This window comes from Kitasatospora sp. RG8 (assembly GCF_017813315.1).
Lineage (GTDB): Bacteria > Actinomycetota > Actinomycetes > Streptomycetales > Streptomycetaceae > Kitasatospora.
Genome location: NZ_JAGIYX010000060.1, coordinates 1 through 18,282 on the forward strand (window position 1 = coordinate 1; position 18,282 = coordinate 18,282).

Here is an 18,282-nt window from a genome sequence, read left to right on the forward strand (position 1 = left end):
GCCGGGCCGCAGCCGCGCCGCCGGGCCGGGCCCACCCGGGCCCGGCCCGGGTGGGCGGCCGCGGTGATGCGGACCGCCGGCCCGCCGGCCCGGGGCGGGTCGAACAGGGGCACGCCGCGTCGGGATCTGCCGCTAGGGTGCTGTCGTGATCAGCTCGGGGCAGCGTCCGCTGCTGTTTCTGGATGTCGACGGACCGCTCATCCCGTTCGGCGCGGAGCCGTGGCACTATCCGACCTATCCCGCTGGTCCCGGACCCCGGGGCGCAGGAACGCCGGGCGCCGACGCGAACCCGCTCCTGGAGAGGATCAACCCCGCGCACGGGCCGCGGCTGGCGGCGCTCCCGTGCGAGGTGGTCTGGGCCACGACGTGGATGGACGACGCGAACGACTGCATAGCCCCGCGCATCGGTCTGCCGCGGCTGGCGGTGGTGGCCTGGCCGGAGCCGTCCGCCACCGACGACCAGGACGAGCGGGACGGCCTCCACTGGAAGACCCGCGCCCTCGTCGACTGGGCAGCAGGCCGCCCGTTCGCCTGGGTCGACGACGAGATCCGCGACACCGACCGGGCCTGGGTCGCCGCCCACCACCCGGGAGCCGCCCTGCTCCACCGGGTCGATCCCCGCCGTGGTCTGACCGACGGTGACTACGCCGCCCTCGACGCATGGCTGCGACAGCTTTCCTGACACCGGCCCGACACTTGCCCGGCCGGCCCTGCCGCCACGCGCGCGGCCGGTACCGGGCAGCTGTGTGACCGAGAACGGGTCTCCGGCCTTCCCTCTCAGGAGGGGCCGCGGTGGAGGTGGCGCAGGGCCGCCTCGGCGGCGTTGGCGCCGCACATGCCGTGCACGCCGGGGCCGGGTGGGGTGGCGGCGGAGCAGAGGTAGTGGCCGGGAACGCCGGTGTCGTAGGGGTGGAGGGTGAGGCGGGGGCCGAACAGCAGCTGGGGGACGTCCTTCGCCCCGGTCATGATGTCCCCGCCGACGAAGTTCGGGTTGTACGCGGCGAAGTCCGCTGTGCTGCGCACGGAGCGGCCGACGACGCGGTCGCGGAACCCGGGGGCGAACCGTTCGATCTGGGCCGTGATGGCCTCGGTGGCGTCACCGGTGTAGCCGTGCGGGACGTGCGCGTAGGTCCAGAGGGGGTGGACGTCGCCGACGGAGCGTTGCGGGTCGGCCAGATACTGCTGGCCGACCAGGACGAAGGGCCGCCGTGGCATCCGTCCTGCGGTGATCTCCCGTTCGGCGGCGGCGACCTCCTCGAAGGTGCCGCCGAGGTGGACCACGCCGGCCCGGCGCGCCGGTTCGGCGGTCCAGGGGACGCCGCCGGCCACGGCGAAGTCCACCTTGAAGGCGCCCGGCCCGTGCCGGAAGCGGCGGTAGGCGCGGGCGACCCGGGGCGGCAGCCGGTCGCCGAGGATGCCGGCCACGGCGCCGGGCGCGAGGTCGAACATCGTGACGTCCGCGGGCGGGAGGTCGGCGGCCGAGCGGACCCGCCGGCCCGTCTCGACGGTGCCGCCCAGGTCGGCGAGCAGTGCGGTGAGCGCCCGGCTGATCGAGCGCGATCCTCCGGAGGCGACGGCCCAGCCGTGGCGGTGGCCGGCGGCCAGGATGCCGAGCCCGACGGCGGAGCTGAGCGGCCGGTCCAGCGGCCGGTAGGCGTGCGCCGCCACGCCCCCGAACAGCGCCCGCGCCCGCTCCCCGGTGAACGCGCGCGCCAGGACGGTGGCAGGGAGCAGCGCCGGGGCGCCGAAGCGGGCCAGGCGCAGCGGGTGGCGGGGGAGGCGCAGCAGCGGGCGCATGATGTCGTCCGCGAGTTCGTCGTAGGACGCGGCGGGGGCGGCGAACAGCCGTCGCCAGCGGGCACCGTCCGCGCCGAGTCCGGCCGCGGTCTCCTCGACGGAGCGGTGCAGGACGCCGGCGCTTCCGTCGTCGAGGGGGTGGACGCAGTCGATCTCGGGGAGGCACCAGCGCAGTCCGTAGCGGTGCAGGTCGAGGTCGCGCAGGAAGGCCGAGCCGACGGTGATCAGGTGGACGGCCGAGCAGTGGTCGTGCAGGAGGCCCGGGATGATCGCCTCGCTGCTCCGGGCGCCGCCGCCGATCTCGTCGGCGGCCTCCAGCACAGTGACGCGCAGACCGGCCCGGGCGAGCCGGACGGCGGCGGCCAGCCCGTTCGGGCCGGCCCCGACGACGACGGCGGTGCCCCCGCCGCCGCGTGCGACGCGCGGCGGCCGGCCGCGCCCGTCGTCCCGTCCAGGGGTGCTGTCCACGGCACCAGTCTCCCGCGCGGGACGGGCCGGAGCCCGTGCACCACGACGGGGGTCGATCGTTGAGGGTGGGTAATCGATCGTCCAGCAGAACGGCCTTGCCCGGCCCGCGTGGCCGGGGGAGGCTTGCGGGAGTCCGTCCGGCGACGGTCCCGGAGCCCGCGCCGGGGAGTTCAACGCCGCTCCGGCCGGTGAGACCTGACCGGGACACGGCCCCGGCCCACCCGGGGAGCCCGGCAGGGAAGGACGGCCGCCGGTCCGGCGCTGCACAGGGGTCAGCGCCGGCCCGGCGGCTCGGCGCGGTGGCGGGTGTCGTTCCGGCGGCCCGGCGCGGCAACGAGTGCCCGGTGTGGTTCCGGCGGCCCGGTGCGGCAACGAGTGCCCGGTGTGGTTCCGGCGGCCCGGTGCGGCAACGAGTGCCCGGTGTGGTTCCGGCGGCCCGGTGCGGCAACGAGTGCCCGGTGTGGTTCCGGCGGCTCGGCGCGGTAACGAGTGCCCGGTGTGGTTCCGGCGGCAAGGTGCGGTCGCGGTGGCGGGTGTAACAGATCGTCGGGTCTCGGACCTCTCCTCCTTTGGCGGGCGTGATCGTCTCGTTCGGCGCCCGCGGGACCAGACCGACGAGAACGACGGGAACGGGGAGAGGTACTGATGCAACGAGGACGACGGTGGGCCGCTGCCGCTCTGGTGGTCTCCGTGACGACGGCGGTGACGGCAGTCGCGGCCGGGGCCGGGGCGGCGGGCGCCGTCACCGTCCGGGCCGCCGCGGGGGAGCCGTCGGCGGGTGCGGCCGAGGCGGGGAGTCCGGCCGGCGGGTTCGTCCCCGCCAAACTGCCGCTCCAGGACGCGGTGCTGAGCACCGGGGTCCGGCTCGACGCACACACCACGTGGGCGGCCGGCTTCCGGATCGCGGACGACGGGCAGCACACGGGCTTCGCCCCGGTGGTCGTCGCGCGTGACAGCCCGGGCGGGCAGTGGAAGGAACTCCCCTCGCCCGCACCGGACTTCGACGGACGGGCGACGGCGCTCGCCGGCAGCTCACCGCGCGACGCCTGGCTGCTCGGTGACCTCGACCCGCGCAGCGGCCGGTTCCTCGCCCGCCACTGGAACGGCACCGCGTGGACCGCCACGGAGATCGAACGGCCGCCCGGAGAGCTGACCACCGGCTACCTCCTCGGCGCCTCCGCGCCGCGGCGGGGGAGCGCCTGGGCGGTCGGTGGCGCGAGCGTGGTCACGGACCGGAGGCCGAGCCCGGCCCCCGGCGGCTCCACCGAGGTCGTGACCCGCACGACCGGGCTGATCGAGCACTGGGACGGCGCGGCCTGGCACCGCCTCGAAGCACCCGCGATCGACGGCGACTGGTGGCTCAACTCCGTGACCGAGATCGCGCCCGACGACGTCTGGGCGGTCGGCAACACCTCGTACCCCGACGACCGTCCGGTGCTGCTGCACTACGACGGTCGCGGCTGGTCCAGGGTCGACACCCCCGCGTTCCCCGGGCTGTACGGCGAGTACCAGAGCGTCGCCGGAACCCCGGGCGACGTCTGGGTGGTGGGCCGCGCGGTCCTCGCCGACAAGGACCGCGGCCACCCGCTGGTCGCACACTACGACGGCCGCACCTGGACGACCGTCCCGGTGCCGGAGGGCGTCGCGGGCAAGCTCTGGTCGGTCACCGCCGTTCCCGGCGGCATGGCCGCCGTCGGCTGGGACGCGAGCGGTGAGCAGGACCGCCCGCTGGGCCTGCGGTACACCCGTGGCCGCTGGCAGACCCTCGACCTGTCCGTGCCGGGCTACCCGACCTCGTCCTACCAGGCCGTGGTCTCCGACCCCGGCGGCCGGTTGACCGTCATCGGCGCGGGGAGCACCGCGAAGGCGCCGCAGTACCAGCCGCTGCTCCTGACCGGCAGGGGCTGACCGGCAGGGGCCTACCCACGGGCTCGTCCGCGGCCCCGCCCCGCCGCCCGGGCCGAGTCGGTGGGTACGGGCTCGGGGGCGGGCGGCGTCGCGGGGCGGGGCCGCGGACGAGCCGCTCAGGCGGGCTCGACGCAGAACAGCGCGGCGCGGGCGGCTGCGGCGTCCACCGGCCCGCAGCCGTCGACCCGGATCATGGCCAGTCCCCGGGGAGCACGAAGTGCCGCTCGACGCCGCGGTTCAGCTTGCCGTTGCCGTTGCCGGTGCCGTCCTCGGCCCGCTGGTGGTGCAGCAATCCGGGCGAGTCGGGGGCGAACTCCCGTGGACGAGTACGGTCGTGCAGTCGGCCAGGGCGGTGTTGATCTCGGCCGGGTCGAACGCGGCGGGGTCGAACTGGTCGGCCGAGTCGAGGCCGAGCCATTCGAGGCGTTCCTCGTGTTCTTCGTGGCCGGGGTCGGCGAGAACCTCGACGAGGTACTCGTATCCCCAGATCCCGCCGCAGTCCTCGGGCGGGCCGGCCCGCCGGCCGGTGAGGCAGTGCGGGTAGGAGACACCGGGTTCGGCGTCGTCAACGGCCTCGACGACGATGTCGTGCTCCCAGTTGTCGCCGAAGTCGTAGGTGTAGCCGAACCGCGCGCCGACGCCGGGGGCGATCCGGTCGAGGCGCATCGCCGTCGCGCTGCGGATCCCCAGGTCCCGATCGGTGGCGCCGTACCGTTCCCGCCCGGTCTCGAAGACCCACATGTGGTAGTCCTCCCACCCGAACGCGGCCTGGATCAGGTCGTGCAGCCGCCGCAGATCCGTGCTCGACGGCACCTGCAGGCGACGCCAGATCGGGGGCCGGGAGCCGGACAGGGTGACCTTGATCGTGTGGACGGACGTTCCCGGGGCGGTCTGGGAGCGGGTGGGCGGCTTCACGCGTCTGGTGTCCGACATGGCCGTCATCCTGCCAGCGGCACCGGGCCCCGCACGGGCGTTGGCCGCCGGCCCACTCGCCCGCGTGACAATGACCGGCGCGTGTCGAGTCCAGGGGTGGGGAAATGTCGGTGCACAGCCCGTTCACGGTGATCCGGGGTAGTACCCTGCGCCCTGTCCGGCGAAGGTGCCGCAGGCCGACCGGGGCATCGGCCCGTTCTGCTCGAACATGCCGAAGTCGGCCGCGTCACCGCTCTTGTTCTCGCCGTACGAGTAGGCGGCGGTCACGGTGTCGGTCTCCAGCATGGCCACCGCGAGGGTTGGGGCTTCGTCCGCACCGCCCGGTGACGGCGATTCCCGAGGAATCGGATCTCCCGGGCTAACCGGTTGGTCACGAGAAACGCAAATGTCGACGGCAATGCTGTCAATAGTTCGGCAGATATCACGAAACCGGTTCCGTCGACCAGGACGTGCCGGCTCCCGGGCGGCCGGAGAGGTGCGCGAAGCGCTCGGCCGCGTCCGTCGGGCCGGAACCCGTGCCGCCGGTGGGGCGGGTTGAGCGACGGGCGCGCCGTGGGCCCTTCGAGGCGTCGGACGGGGTCTATCGGTCCTCGTCGTCCTCGTGCTCCTCGGCCCGGGGTCGGGGAGCACCCGGGCCTTCCCTGCGCTGCTGACGGCGGTGGACCGCGCCCACGATGATCTTGACGGCCAGGCCGAGGACGATCAGGTCGGCGAGCATCTGGACGGTGACCACGAGCCGCGCGGTCTCGGTCTTGGCGGTGATGTCGCCGAACCCGACGGTGGAGAACACGGTGACGGTGAAGTAGAGGCCGTCGGTGTGGGACAGCGGGGTGCCGAAGCTGTTGGGCTCCAGCGAGGCCAGCGCGACGTAGGTGGCGGCGAAGAGCAGCAGGAAGAACGGGACGCTGGTGGACAGCGCTTCCGCCGCCCGTATGGCCGGGCGCGGGGAGCGGAGGATCGAGCGGACCTGGACGGCGACCAGGGCGGCGAAGCCCGCCAGCCCGGTGAGGAGCATGGCGACGGTGGCCGCGGTGGACGAGTGGTCCAGTGGCAGTACGAAGTAGAGGGCGGTCAGTGCGGCCACGGAGCAGACCACCCTCAGCGCGGTCCAGGCGATCCTGCCGGCGGAAGGCCGGGCCTTGTCCCGGTCCGGGGGCGGCACCCGGGCGCCGGGCGTCACGACGATCGCCGCACTCTCGTGGCCGCTGCGCGGAGGGACATGCCGCGGTCGCGCCACATCATGCCGGTGACCGCGCCCAGGGTGATCACCACGCCGATCGCGATGAAGAACGACATGAGGGCGAGTACCACGCCGATCGGCCCGTACTTCTGGTCATAGCTGATGATCATGTCGGAGAAGATGAAGTGGAAGACGACCAGCATGCCGATCCAGAACGCGCTGGTGGCGACCGCGCACGGCACCAGCCTGCGCCCCGGGACGCGCCCGCCCAGCAGGAACCACATCGTGAACCACCAGAAGGCCATGAACGCGGGGACGTTGATGATCCACCACAGGACCGGAGCGTGGGCGTGGATCCCGGGGCCCGCCGAGGTGCCCAGAGCGGCCCAGCCCACGAGCAGGACCAGCCACACCAGCGCGCGCAGGGGGTCCCGGGGCTGCCCACGCAGCTGGAACAAGCGCTGGTACAGCCGCTGGATCGAGCCGGCGGAGGCGAGGCCGCCCAGGATGAAGAAGACCCACGACAGGCCGGTGATGGCCGAGGAGGTGGCCGCGGAGGAGTTGAACAGGTGGTTGACATCGGTCGCGGCCTGCTGGCTCAGGCCCAGCCGCAGCATCAGTGCCGACACCGCCGGCCGCCCGGCCAGGGCGGAGGTGATGATCATGAACGGAAGGGCGCACAGCAGCAGCGTGGCGGCGAGCTGGATGGCCTGGCCGATGAACTCCACCGCGGTCAGCCGGCGCCACAGGTCCTGGGCCCAGGAATCGGAGTACTTCGCCCTGCCCCAGTCGGTCGCCCGCCGGGCCCGTCCGGTGCCCGCACGGTCCGCGGACCCCGTGCCCGGTCCTTCGGATCCCGCCCGTGGCTGTGCGGGGCTCTCGTCTCCCGTTCGTGCCTGTGCAGGGCGTTCGTCTCCCGGCCTGCCCGGTGCTCCGTCCCTCGTCCGCATGGTGCATCCTCCCGGCGATCACGTGCACCGGCGATCAGCTGGGACCCCCGCGCGGCGGTGACGCACACGCGTGTTCGGGGTCGCGGTTCTGTATCCACCGTCGCACGTCCGCCCGCGCCCTGTCAGGGCAGGGAGGGGCTGACCGTACGGGCCGGCCGGCGGTTCGCCTCCTCCGGTGGCCTGAGGGCCGCGGCGAATCGTTCCTGTTCCGCGGCTGCGCCCGCCGGAGTCCGGTGAACCGCGAGGGAGGCCCACGGCGGTCCGGCGCTCCTTGACGCCCGCGACCGTCGTGCACGCGCCCGTGACACCCGCGGTTGGTCGGCCCGGGAGGCGGACCTCAGGCGGGACGGTCCCCGGGGGGCGGGAGCTCGCCCGATCCGCGGACGATCAGCCGGGTCGGGATCTCCACCCGCCGGCCCGGGCCGAGGTCGCGGCCCATCCGTTCGAAGAGCATCCTGGCGGCGGTGGTGCCGAGCGCGGCCGGGTCCTGGGCGACGACGGTGAGCGCGGGGGCGAGCAGCTCGGCCAGTTCGAGGTCGTCGAAGCCCACCAGGGCGGGCCGTCCGGCGCCGGCGGGCAGGTGGTGCAGGGCCGCGGCGGTGATTCGGTTGTTCCCGGTGAACAGGGCGGTCACCGGTTCCGGTCCGGTGGTGAGTGTGGCCACTGCCCGTGCCACCGTGGCCCGGTCGGTCGGCCCGGTGGCGATCCAGCGCTCGTCGACGGGCAGACCGGCCTCCGCCATCGCGGCGCGGTAGCCGCGCAGTCGTTCCGCGCTGGTGTGGATGTGCGGGAGGTCGCCGACGAAGCCGATCCGGCGGTGCCCGTGCCGGATCAGGTGCCGCACGCCCTCACGGGCGCCGCCGACGTTGTCGCTGAGCACCGCGTCGGCGTCCAGGCCCGCGGCCGGGCGGTCGAGGAAGACCACCGGAGTGCCGGAGGCGGTCTCGGGCAGGAGGTAGCCGTGGTCGTCGCCGGCCGGGACGACCAGCAGGCCGTCCACCCGACGGGCGCAGAACGCCAGGGCGAGTTCGCGTTCGCGGTCCGGGTTCTCGCCGCTGGAGCCGGTGAACAGCAGACAGCCCTGTCCGGCGGCGACGTCCTCGACCGCGCGCGAGAGCGCGGAGGAGAACGGGTCGCCGATGTCCTCCAGCAACAGGGCGATGCTGGCGGTGCGGCCGGTCCGCAGCAGACGGGCGCTGTCGTTGCGGCGGAAGCCGAGTTCGGCGATGGCCGCGCGGACGCGCTCGGCGGTGTCGGGGGTGACGCCGCGCTCCCCGTTGACGACGCGGGAGACGGTCTTGAGCCCGACGCCGGCCGCGGCGGCGACGTCGTTCATGGTGGGGCGGCCACCGTGCCGGCCGCTCACGCCCGTGCCTCCCGCAGTGCCGGGATGCGGCGGGCGAGGACGAGCGCCGTCCAGGCCTCGGCGAGCAGCCGGTGGCCGAGCGGGGTCGGGTGGACACCGTCTGCGGCGACGAGGCCCGGGCCCCCGGCGGTGCGGGCAGCCTGGTTGAGCAGGCCGTCGGCGGCGAGCAGCCCGGCGCCGAACTCGGCGGCCAGCCGCCGGACGGCGTGGATCCGCGGGTCGAGGTCCTGCCGCCAGGCCCACTGCTCGGCGGTGACGGGCACCAGGAACGGCTCCACCAGGATCAGGTCGGCGCCGGTGCGGTCCCGGGCCTCGGTGAGCAGGTGGCGGTAGTCGGCCTCCCACGCGGCGACGGGCGTGACCTGGCCGGCGTCGTAGCGGCGCCAGGTGTCGTTCACCCCGACCAGGAGGGAGAGCACGTCCGGCCGGTGGACCAGGGTGTCGCGTTCCCAGCGGGCCCGCAGGTCCCGGACGCGGTCCCCGGCGACGCCCCGGTTGAGCACGGTGAGGCCGGGGCGGGCGGCGGCCAGCTGTCCGGCGGCCAGGGCCACGTAGCCCCGTCCGAGGTCGGCGGGGGCGTCCCGGCGGCGGCCGGCGTCGGTGATGCTGTCGCCCTGGAAGAGGACGGTCGGGCCGGTCGGTCGGTCGAAGGGCATGAGGGGGGATTCCTTGCTGGTTCCGGCACCGGTCCTGACGTCCCCGTCGGCCCGGGCGCTGCACGGCCGGGCCGACGGGCGGCGCAGCGCGGCTCAGCCGGCGGAGGCTCCGGTCATGGCCTTGGCGTGAGCGGCGAACAGCTTCGCGGTGGTGCGGCCCGGGTTGGCGGGGTCGTTCTTCCACATGACGCGGTGCACATCGTAGTCGGGGTGGAAGGAGCCGTCAGCGGCCCGGGAGGTGAGCAGCCAGAACCGGTCGCCGGCGCTGTGGCCGGCAGGACGGCGTCGGTCCAGGCGGTCCAGGCGGTGTAGGCGCGGTCGCGGGCCGCGTTGCCCGCGATTCCTTCGCCGGGTCGATCTGGAGGCCGACTGCCCGAAGGCCGTGGGCGGCTCCTGGACAACGTTGTCATCGGCCACGAGAATCACCCCAACGACCGCCCGCGCCCACGCCATGGAGGCGGAACGGCCGTCCGCACCCCAACGCCGGAGATCGTCACAATGAGTCATGACCGGGCTGCTGTCGCCCACGACCAGAGCCTCGCCCCGCGCAGCCTCCTCGCGGCGCTCGACATCGGCGGGACGAAGATCGCCGGCGGCCTGGTGGGCCCGGACGGCGCGCTCCTCCACCAGGTCCAGCTGCCCACCCCGGCCCGGGACGGCGCCGGAGCCGTCCTCGCCGCCGTGCACGGCGTCCTGGACCGGCTCGCCCGGCACCCACTCTGGCCGCGGGCCCGGGCCCTGGGCATCGGCAGCGCCGGTCCGGTCGACATCACCCGGGGCACGGTCAGCCCGGTCAACATCCCCGGCTGGCGCGACTTCCCGCTGCGCGACCGGGTCGCCGCCCACCCCGCGGTCGTCGGCCTCCCCGTCACCCTGGGCGGCGACGCGGTCGCGATGGCCGCCGCCGAGCACTGGTGCGGAGCCGCCCGCGGCTACCGCAACGCCCTGTGCGTCGTCGTCTCGACCGGCGTCGGCGCCGGCCTCGTCCTGGACGGCGCGGTCCGGCCCGGCCCCACCGGCAACGCCGGCCACCTCGGCCACATCACCGTCGACCTCGACGGCCGGCCCTGCCCCTGCGGCTCCCGCGGGTGCGTCGAAGGCCTCGCCAGCGGCACCGCCATCGCCCGCACCGCACGCGAGTCCGGTTGGCGTCCGGCCGGCCCCGACGCCGACGCGTCCGCCGCCGGCGTCGCGGCCGCCGCGCTGGCGGGCGACCCGCTCGCCCTGCGCGCCTACGACCTGGCGGCCCGGGCCCTCGCCGCGGGCATCGCCGCCACGGCCACCCTGGTCGAGATCGAGGCCGCCGTCATCGGTGGGGGCGTCGCCAGGTCGGGCCCGCTCTTCCTTGACCCGCTCCGCCGCCACCTCGCCGACTACGCCACCCTGCCGTTCGCCGCCCGCGTGACCGTCACCCCGGCACTCCTCGGCACCGACGCCGGCCTGGTCGGTGCCGCCGCCCTCGCGCTGGCCGCCGGCCCGGACGGGCCCGCCGCAGCCAGCCGGCTCACGGCGGCCGCCCGCTGAGCCGACGCGACGACGCCCGGCCCGCTGCACCGTGGCGGCGGGCCGGGCGGAGTGCCGTCGGCCTGGTCCGGACCGTTCGCGCGTTCGACGTGCCCCCTGCCGCCGCCGGCTGACCGGCCCGCGGCCCGCAGGCCCGGCCGGAACGTCTTCAGGGGCGGCCGTGACGGCCGCCCCCGAGGGCACTCCCGACGGTGGGGCCCCGCCCTGTCGCGGGCGGTGGCTCCCGGCCGGCTCAGCTCTGCGCGAGGAGTTCGAGGGTGTCGATGACGCGGTTGGAGAAGCCCCACTCGTTGTCGTACCAGGCGACGACCTTGACGTGCTTGCCGTGCACGCGGGTCAGGGCGGCGTCGAAGATCGAGGACGCGGGCTCGCCGGTGATGTCGCCGGAGACCAGCGGCTCGTCCGCGTAGTCGAGGACGCCCTTCAGCCGGCCGTCGGCGGCCTCGCGGTACGCGTCGAGGATCTCCTCGCGGGTGACCTCGCGGGACACCGTGGTGTTCAGCTCGACGATCGAGCCGACCGGGACCGGCACGCGGATGGAGTCGCCGGCCAGCTTGCCGTCGAGGTTCGGGAGGACCAGGCCGATGGCCTTGGCGGCGCCGGTGGTGGTCGGCACGATGTTCACGCCCGCGGCACGGGCACGGCGCAGGTCGCGGTGCGGGCCGTCCTGGAGGTTCTGCTCCTGGGTGTAGGCGTGCACGGTGGTCATGAAGCCGTGCTCGATGCCGGCCAGCTCGTCCAGCACCGACGCCAGCGGGGCCAGCGCGTTGGTGGTGCAGGAGGCGTTCGAGACGATGACGTGCCGGGCCGGGTCGTAGTCGTCGGTGTTCACGCCGTAGGCGAGCGTGACGTCGGCGCCGTCGGACGGGGCGCTCACCAGGACGCGCTTGGCGCCGGCCTCGATGTGCGCACGGGCGGCGTCGGCGGAGGTGAAACGGCCGGTGGCCTCCAGTACGAGCTCGACGCCCAGCTCGGCCCACGGCAGGTTGGCGGGCTCACGCTCGGCGAGCACCTTGATGCGGCGGCCGTCGATGACCAGGTCGGTCCCGTCTACCGTGACCGACCGCCTGAAACGCCCGAGCGAGCTGTCGAACTTGAGCAGGTGGGCAAGGGACTCGGGCGCAGTGAGGTCGTTGATGGCGACCACTTCGAGGTCGCTGCCGCGCTCGAGCAGGGCGCGCAGGCTGTTGCGTCCGATACGACCGAAACCGTTGATGGCGATGCGGGTCATTGAGGTCTTCCCTTCCGTTCGTTTCGCCCTCAATGCTCGGCGTTCCGCTGTCACCCGGACAGGGGCTGGATCGACAGGGTGCGCAAGTATCCCGCCACACTTGTCGCCACCGACCGCAAGGATCTCGCCAGCGTCCCCGGTTGCAGGTACCCGCCCGCCGTCGTCGGACCGCTCCGGGGGCGGTAAGGGCCTGCACACGGCCGGTCCCGGGGGCGGTAAAGGGCAGCTCAGGGGGCCGGGCCGGGGGCCGGTTCAGGGCGCCGGGGCGGCGAAGGTGTGGCGGTACTCCGTCGGCGAGGTGCCGAGAATCCGGTGGAAGTGAAGCCGCAGGTTCGCCCCCGTGCCGAGCCCCACCCGGTCGGCGATCTGCTCCACCCCCAGATCCGTGCGTTCGAGCAGCTCCCGCGCCAGGTCCACCCGGGCCCGCAGGACCCACTGCATCGGCGTGTAGCCGGTGTCCTCCACGAACCGCCGCGAGAACGTGCGCGCCGACACCCGCGCGATGCCGGCGAGCGTCTCCAGCGTCAGCGGCTCGGCGAGATGCTCCAGGGCCCACTCGCGGGTGCTCGCGAACAGGTCTCCGAGCGGCTCCGGCACGCTCCGGGGCACGTACTGCGCCTGCCCGCCGCTGCGGTACGGCGCGGCCACCAGCCGGCGCGCCACGTGATTGGAGAGCCCGACCCCGTGGTCACGCCGGAGCAGGTGCAGGCACAGGTCGATCCCGGAGGCCGCGCCCGCCGACGTCAGCACATCGCCCTCGTCCACGAACAGCACGTTCTCGTCGACCGACACCAGCGGGTGCTGCTCGGCCAGGGCCTTCGTGTAGTGCCAATGGGTCGTCGCCTTCTTCCCGTCGAGCAGCCCGGTCGCCGCCAGCGCGAACGCCCCCGTCGAGATCGCCGCCAGCCGCGCCCCCCGGTCGTGGGCGGCCACCAGCGCCGCGACCACCTCGGCCGGCGGTTCGGTGGTCGCCGGATCCCGGTACCCGGGCACGAAGACGGTGTCCGCGTGCTCCAGGGCGTCGAGCCCGTCGGCCACGTGGTACGCGAGCCCGTCCCCGCCGGCCACCAGACCGGGCGCCGCGCCGCACACCCGGACCTCGTACGGCATGCTCGGCCGGCTGGAGAACACCTGCGCGGGAATGCCCACGTCGAGCGGCTTCGCCCCCTCCAGCACGAGCACGGCGACCCGGTGCTTCCTGCGAGCCATCGGACCCTTCCCTTCCCTCCGGCCGGACGGGTTCTTCGTCGTACCCGTGACCTGGATGCCACCCAACGCAAGCATCCTGCCACCCGCACCACGGTGTGCGTCGCCTGGGGATGCGGACCGCTCCGCACGGGTGCGAGTCGTCAGGGGACGCGGACCGCTCCGCACGGGTGCGAGTCGTCAGGGGACGCGGACCGCTCCGGACGGCGGCGGCGTCACCGCTCAGCCCAGCAGCCGGTCCAGGACCCGGCCGAAGACGAGCCGTCCGGCCCGGGCCACCACAGGATCGAGCACGCCCGGAAGCCCCGCGATCACGACCTCCTCCGCCCAGGTCACCTCGCTCCGTCCGCCCTGCGCAGTCACGGCCCGCACCCGGAGCTCGGCCCCGCCGCGGACCGGCCGCCCCCGCTTCTCCAGCCGGCACACCCCGTCGCGCCCGGGAGCGGGCCCGGCGATCTCGACGATCTCCATCGGATCGTCGAACAACCGGAACGGCCCGACGGCGGTCCGGGCCACGATCGTGTCGCCCGCCCGCCGACCGCCCCCCGGCCCGGCCGAGACCCGGGTGAACGGCACCCGATCGCCGTGCCGCGGCCAGTCGGTCAGCCGCTCCCAGCAGACGTCGGGCGGCAGGGGCGAGACGCGGGTCAGGACGAAGCGGGCCATACCTCACCCTAGGGCTCCGTCACCCCGGGGCTCCGCCCGCACGTGCTCACCGACGGCGGCGAGGAGCGCGACGCGGCAGGACACGCCGTACGGACCTCGGTCCGACGCGCTCAGGGCCCAAACCGCAGGCGGGTCGGTGCAAAGGACGGGAACTTCGACGCCGCCCGCCCGATGACCCGTCACCACTGCCGACGCCGCTTAGGATCACCTCACGGCCGCTCCCCGCCATGCCGGGCCGCCTCACGCTGCTCCCCAGGTGACCCCGGGACCACGCATCCGACGCCCGGAGCCCGGCGCCCCAGGCCCCGTCATCCATCCGCATCGACGAGAAGGAATCCGCCATGACCTACGCCGTGGATTTCGACACCGTATCGACCACCGGCCTGGAGTCGTCTCCCGTCGCGGCCGCGCTCGCAGGCCTGCGGGCGAACGAGGCCCGCTACTTCAAGAACAAGTACGACCACGTCTTCACGGTGGAGCCCGCGGGCGACGCCACCGAGGCCGTCGACTGGGTGCACCGGATCCTCCGGGAGGAACGCGAGATCGTCATCTCGTCCCGGCCGCTCGAAGCCACGGCCTTCCAGGTCGAGAACATCCGAATGGCCTACGTCTTCTACGAGAGCGGCCTGTCGGTCAACGTGATGTACACCCTCGACGACCCCAAGAAGCGAGCCGTCGGGTTCAAGCTCTCGGAAGGGATGGAAGTCCCGGAGGAGCTCGCCTCGCGCTTCAAGTTCGCAAGGCAGAAGTCGAAGCTCGCCGGCACCATCCGCGGATCGTTCTTCGTCATCAAGAACGAGTACTGAGTCCGAAGCCGGAAGGCCGGTCGGGGGCGGACACGCGGTCCGCGGCGCGGGTGGCGACGGTCGTGCGGGGCGGCGCCCCACCACCGCCCGCGGCCGCCACCGCGTGAGACCGCGACCGCGGCGCAGTGACTCCTCGTGCACGTTCCGGGTGCAGGAACGCGCCGCCACCGTGAGGGTGGGGAAGGTACTGTCCCGTCCCCCGAAACGGAAGGCCGTCCGTGGACATCACCGATCTCACTCCTGCGACCCTTGCCGCGCTCGCCTCGCCCCGGCCCCGGCCGGCGGTCACCGTCGCGATGCCCACCCACCGCCCGGCCACCGGGACCGAGCAGGACAGCCTGCAGCTGAAGAACCTGTTGGCCGAGGCGCGCCGCCGGATCGAGGGGGACGACACGCTGGGCCGCGCGGAGCGGCTGGACGTGCTGGAACAGCTTCAGCGGGCCGCCGGCGAGGTGGAGCTGCGGCACGCCGCCCAGGACGGGCTGCTGCTGTTCGCCGCCCCCGGGGAGCACCAGGTGTGGAAGCTGCCGCGGACCGTCCCGGCCCGGGTGGTGGTGTCCGACACCTTCCTGACCCGCAACCTGGTGGCCGCCCGCGCCGCGTACGCGCCGTACTGGGTGCTCACCCTGGGGGCGGAGCAGGTGCGGCTGTGGAGCGGGGCCGGGCCGGACCTGGAGGAGTCGACGGACGGGTTCCCGCAGCGGCCGGCCAACCCCGAGAAGTTCGACCCGCAGCGGGAGGAGCAGATCGGCGACACGCCGAGCGTGTACAGCCACGAGAACACCCGGATCTTCTACCGCGAGGTGGACGCCGCCCTCGGCGCGCTGCTCAGGGAAGCGCCGCGGCCCTGCTACCTGGTGGGCGTGCCGGAGGCGGTGAGCCTCTTCGAGTCGGTCACCGCGCACCGGGCGATGATCGTCGCCCGGCTGGAGAAGGGCGGGCTGGGCGACGGCCCGGCCACCGCGCTGGCGCCGGCGCTGGCACCGGTGCGCCAGGAGCAGGCGCGTGCCGAACGGGAGGGGGCGCTGGCGCGTCTCGACCAGGCGGCGGGCCTCAAGACGTTGGCCGCCGGGCTGGACGAGATCTGGCGGGCCGTCACCGACGGCCGGGTGGGCGAACTGGTGGTGGAGGAGTACTACCGGGCCACCGTCGAGGTCACCGACGGCCACCTGGCCCCGGCCCCCGCCGGTGCACAGCCCACCGGAACGGGCGAGATCCGCGAGGACGTCGTCGACGAGATCGCCGAACGCACCCTGGAGACCGGCGGCACCGTCACCTTCGTGCCGGACGGCACACTGAGCGGCCGTCAGTCCATCGCGGCGGTGCTGCGCTACTGAGGTCGAGCCGGGGCCGGCCGGTGCGGGTCGCGTACCGGCCCGTCAGGCCGGCCTTATCGAGGCCGGGTCGACGGTCGTCGGTGCGACCAGTACGGATCCTCCACGACCGGGGCCTTCACGGTCTCGCAGTCATCCCGGAGCGGTCATCCCGGAGCGGTCACCCCGGAATGGTCATCCCGGGGCGGTCATCCCGGGGCGGCACGGTGGAGCTGCACCCGCGGCCCCGTACGGCGTGCCCGGACCGGGTCGCCGATTCCCCGGAAGGTTTTCTCCCCGTCGTGTCGATCCGCGGCCGTCCCGTTCGACCTGGGATAGAGAGGGTCGGGAAAGCGGCCCCCGGACGAAGGAGACCAGCCGTGGCGAAGTACATGCTGATCATGAGAGGCAGCGACGAGTCGGTCGCGAAGATGACGGAGACGCCCTTCGAGGAGATCCTCGAAACGATGGGCCGCTACAACGACGAGTTGATCCGGGCGGGCGTGCTGGTCGCGGCCGAAGGCCTGGACGACGCGTCGAACGGCGTCGTGGTCGACCTCAGCGGGCAGACGCCGGTTGTCACCGACGGCCCGTACGGTGAGACCAAGGAGCTCTTCGGCGGCTTCTACATCCTGGACGTGGCATCGAAGGAGGAGGCGGTCGAATGGGCCAGGCGCCTCCCGCCCTTCCCGGGTACGAAGGTCGAGATCCGACGGGTGCCGGGGATCGACGAGTTCCCGCAGGACAACGAGTGGATCATCAAGGAACGAGCATGGCGGGAGCGGACCGGCCAGCTCTGACACCCGCGGGCACCGACGGCACGCCGGGCGCCGTACCGGCCCGGCGTGCCGTCGAGGCCCTGTGGCGGATCGAGTCCGCACGGATCGTCGGCGCGCTGACCCGCTACACCGGGGACCTCGACCTCGCCGAGGACATCGCGCAGGAGGCCCTGGCACAGGCCCTCGTCGCGTGGTCGCGCGACGGCGAGCCGGCCAACCCGGTGGGCTGGCTGCTGGCCACCGCACGGCGGCGCGCCATCGACCACTACCGCCGTAGCTCCGCCCTCGACGAGCGGTACGCCGCACTCGCGGGCCGGCTCGTCGAGGGCGGGGCGACCTCCGGCGCGGAGCCCACCGAGGACCGGCCGGACGATCTGCCGTGGGACCCGGACCGGATCGACGACGACGTCCTCGCGCTGATGTTCGTCGCCTGCCATCCCGTGCTCTCGCCCGAGGCCCGGACGGCGCTGACCCTGCGGGTGGTGGCAGGACTGTCCAGCGAGGAGATCGCGCGTTCGTTCCTGGTGCCCGTGCCGACCGTCCAGGCGCGGATCACCCGGGCGAAGAAGACCATCGCCGCAGCCGGGGTCCCCTTCGAAGTCCCGCCCGCGGCGGAGCGGCGCGAGCGGCTCGGCGGCGTCCTGACCGTGCTGTACGTGATCTTCACCGAGGGCTCGACGGCGACGGCCGGCGACCGGCTGCTGCGCCCCGACCTCGCCTACGAGGCGATCAGGCTGGCCCGGACGCTGGCCGCTCTGCTGCCCGACGAGCCGGAGGTGTTCGGGCTGCTGGCACTGTTCGAGCTGAGCGCCGCACGCTTCCCCGCGCGCACCGGCCGCGACGGCGAGGCGATCCTGCTGGAGGACCAGGACCGCCGGCTGTGGGACCGCTCGGCCGTCCGCCGCGGCCTGGCCGCGCTCGACCGGGCCACCGCCGCCGGTCGCGGCCTGGGGCCCTACGGCCTCCAGGCGGCGATCGCCGCCTGCCACGCCAAGGCCCCGTCGGTGCCGGAGACGGACTGGGGGCGGATCGTGCTCCTCTACGAGGCGCTCGGCCGGGTCGCGCCCTCCCCGGTCGTCGAGCTCAACCGCGCAGTGGCCGTCGCGATGGCGACGGGGCCGCAGGAGGCGCTGCCGATCGTCGACGGCCTGGCCGCCTCCGGCCGGCTGTCCGGCTCGCACCTGCTCCCGACCGTGCGCGGCGAGCTTCTCGTCAGGCTCGGCCGCACCGCCGAGGCGCGGGCCGAGCTGGAGCTCGCGGCCCGGCTCTGCCGCAACACCCGCGAGCGGTCCGTCCTGCTGCGCAAGGCGGCTGCGCTGGGCTGACGCCTGCCTGATGCCTGATGCCTGATGCCCGTTGCCTGCCCGCTTCCTGCCCGGGTCGGGAAATGCCACGACGCCGCTGTACCGTTCCGGGCCCGTGGTGGGTCGGTGGGGTGCAGCGGCGTGGTCGTGGTGGCACCGGGGTGGGGTGCGGGGGGTGTTACTTGGTGAGGCCGG

16 protein-coding genes and 1 pseudogene are annotated in these 18,282 nt (G+C 74.3%); 7 read left to right on the forward strand and 10 right to left on the reverse strand.

The genetic code is table 11. The features are described from left to right. Nucleotides 1-145 precede the first annotated feature (145 nt). A complete protein-coding gene (locus J5Y04_RS40535) occupies nt 146-682 on the forward strand; it encodes an HAD domain-containing protein (protein ID WP_209417558.1) in 537 nt (178 codons plus the stop codon). A gap of 95 nt (nt 683-777) precedes the next feature. On the opposite strand, the gene J5Y04_RS40540 is transcribed toward J5Y04_RS40535, so the two are convergent. Next, the gene (locus J5Y04_RS40540; RefSeq protein WP_209417559.1) at nt 778-2,265 is read right to left on the reverse strand and encodes an NAD(P)/FAD-dependent oxidoreductase; all 1,488 of its coding nucleotides are present in this window, start codon (nt 2,263-2,265) and stop codon (nt 778-780) included. Between the two features lie 645 nt (nt 2,266-2,910). On the opposite strand from J5Y04_RS40540, the gene J5Y04_RS40545 reads away from it, so the two are divergent. Then, complete coding sequence (locus J5Y04_RS40545; RefSeq protein WP_209417560.1) at nt 2,911-4,173, forward strand: hypothetical protein; 1,263 nt, start codon at nt 2,911-2,913, stop codon at nt 4,171-4,173. Nucleotides 4,174-4,548: 375 nt separating this feature from the next. On the opposite strand, the pseudogene J5Y04_RS40550 reads toward J5Y04_RS40545, so the two are convergent. The 6 genes and pseudogenes from J5Y04_RS40550 to J5Y04_RS40575 form a co-directional block, all read right to left on the reverse strand. Then, nucleotides 4,549-5,115 (reverse strand): annotated as a pseudogene (locus tag J5Y04_RS40550) (plasmid pRiA4b ORF-3 family protein); the annotation flags it as partial. Nucleotides 5,116-5,229: 114 nt separating this feature from the next. Then, nucleotides 5,230-5,736 (reverse strand): hypothetical protein, encoded by a 507-nt coding sequence (locus J5Y04_RS44115; RefSeq protein ID WP_374106222.1) that lies wholly within the window; start codon nt 5,734-5,736, stop codon nt 5,230-5,232. Then, on the reverse strand, nt 5,687-6,190 hold the full coding sequence (locus tag J5Y04_RS40560; RefSeq protein ID WP_307853559.1) for a potassium channel family protein: 504 nt from the start codon (nt 6,188-6,190) through the stop codon (nt 5,687-5,689). Before J5Y04_RS40560 ends, J5Y04_RS44115 begins: the two co-directional genes overlap by 50 nt. A 92-nt stretch (nt 6,191-6,282) precedes the next feature. Next, nucleotides 6,283-7,014 carry a YhjD/YihY/BrkB family envelope integrity protein gene (locus J5Y04_RS40565; protein WP_209417563.1) on the reverse strand — a complete coding sequence of 244 codons (732 nt, stop codon included), beginning with the start codon at nt 7,012-7,014 and terminating at the stop codon, nt 6,283-6,285. 559 nt (nt 7,015-7,573) lie between these two features. Beyond that, nucleotides 7,574-8,572 (reverse strand): LacI family DNA-binding transcriptional regulator, encoded by a 999-nt coding sequence (locus tag J5Y04_RS40570; protein WP_209417564.1) that lies wholly within the window; start codon nt 8,570-8,572, stop codon nt 7,574-7,576. A 26-nt stretch (nt 8,573-8,598) separates the two neighbouring features. After that, on the reverse strand, nt 8,599-9,258 hold the full coding sequence (locus tag J5Y04_RS40575) for an SGNH/GDSL hydrolase family protein (protein WP_209417565.1): 660 nt from the start codon (nt 9,256-9,258) through the stop codon (nt 8,599-8,601). A gap of 498 nt (nt 9,259-9,756) precedes the next feature. Here J5Y04_RS40575 and J5Y04_RS40580 point away from each other — a divergent pair, with 498 nt between their 5' ends. Next, nucleotides 9,757-10,782, forward strand: a complete 1,026-nt coding sequence (locus J5Y04_RS40580; protein WP_209417566.1) for an ROK family protein — start codon at nt 9,757-9,759, stop codon at nt 10,780-10,782. Between the two features lie 232 nt (nt 10,783-11,014). On the opposite strand, the gene gap is transcribed toward J5Y04_RS40580, so the two are convergent. The 3 genes from gap to J5Y04_RS40595 form a co-directional block, all read right to left on the reverse strand. Then, nucleotides 11,015-12,013: a type I glyceraldehyde-3-phosphate dehydrogenase gene (gene gap, locus J5Y04_RS40585; RefSeq protein ID WP_209417567.1), complete on the reverse strand. Its 999-nt coding sequence runs from the start codon at nt 12,011-12,013 to the stop codon at nt 11,015-11,017. Between the two features lie 252 nt (nt 12,014-12,265). Beyond that, the gene (locus J5Y04_RS40590) at nt 12,266-13,222 is read right to left on the reverse strand and encodes a GlxA family transcriptional regulator (protein ID WP_148642070.1); all 957 of its coding nucleotides are present in this window, start codon (nt 13,220-13,222) and stop codon (nt 12,266-12,268) included. 219 nt (nt 13,223-13,441) lie between these two features. After that, nucleotides 13,442-13,885 carry an SRPBCC family protein gene (locus tag J5Y04_RS40595; protein ID WP_209417568.1) on the reverse strand — a complete coding sequence of 148 codons (444 nt, stop codon included), beginning with the start codon at nt 13,883-13,885 and terminating at the stop codon, nt 13,442-13,444. Nucleotides 13,886-14,226: 341 nt separating this feature from the next. On the opposite strand from J5Y04_RS40595, the gene J5Y04_RS40600 reads away from it, so the two are divergent. From J5Y04_RS40600 to J5Y04_RS40615, 4 genes are all read left to right on the forward strand, one after another. Next, complete coding sequence (locus J5Y04_RS40600; RefSeq protein WP_209417569.1) at nt 14,227-14,691, forward strand: phage tail protein; 465 nt, start codon at nt 14,227-14,229, stop codon at nt 14,689-14,691. A 218-nt stretch (nt 14,692-14,909) separates the two neighbouring features. Then, nucleotides 14,910-16,028 (forward strand): chemotaxis protein, encoded by a 1,119-nt coding sequence (locus tag J5Y04_RS40605; protein ID WP_307853560.1) that lies wholly within the window; start codon nt 14,910-14,912, stop codon nt 16,026-16,028. Between the two features lie 356 nt (nt 16,029-16,384). Then, nucleotides 16,385-16,804, forward strand: coding sequence for a YciI family protein (locus tag J5Y04_RS40610; RefSeq protein WP_209417570.1), 420 nt, complete (start codon nt 16,385-16,387; stop codon nt 16,802-16,804). Beyond that, nucleotides 16,777-18,108 (forward strand): RNA polymerase sigma factor, encoded by a 1,332-nt coding sequence (locus tag J5Y04_RS40615; protein ID WP_209417571.1) that lies wholly within the window; start codon nt 16,777-16,779, stop codon nt 18,106-18,108. Before J5Y04_RS40610 ends, J5Y04_RS40615 begins: the two co-directional genes overlap by 28 nt. The last annotated feature ends 174 nt before the right edge of the window (nt 18,109-18,282 follow it).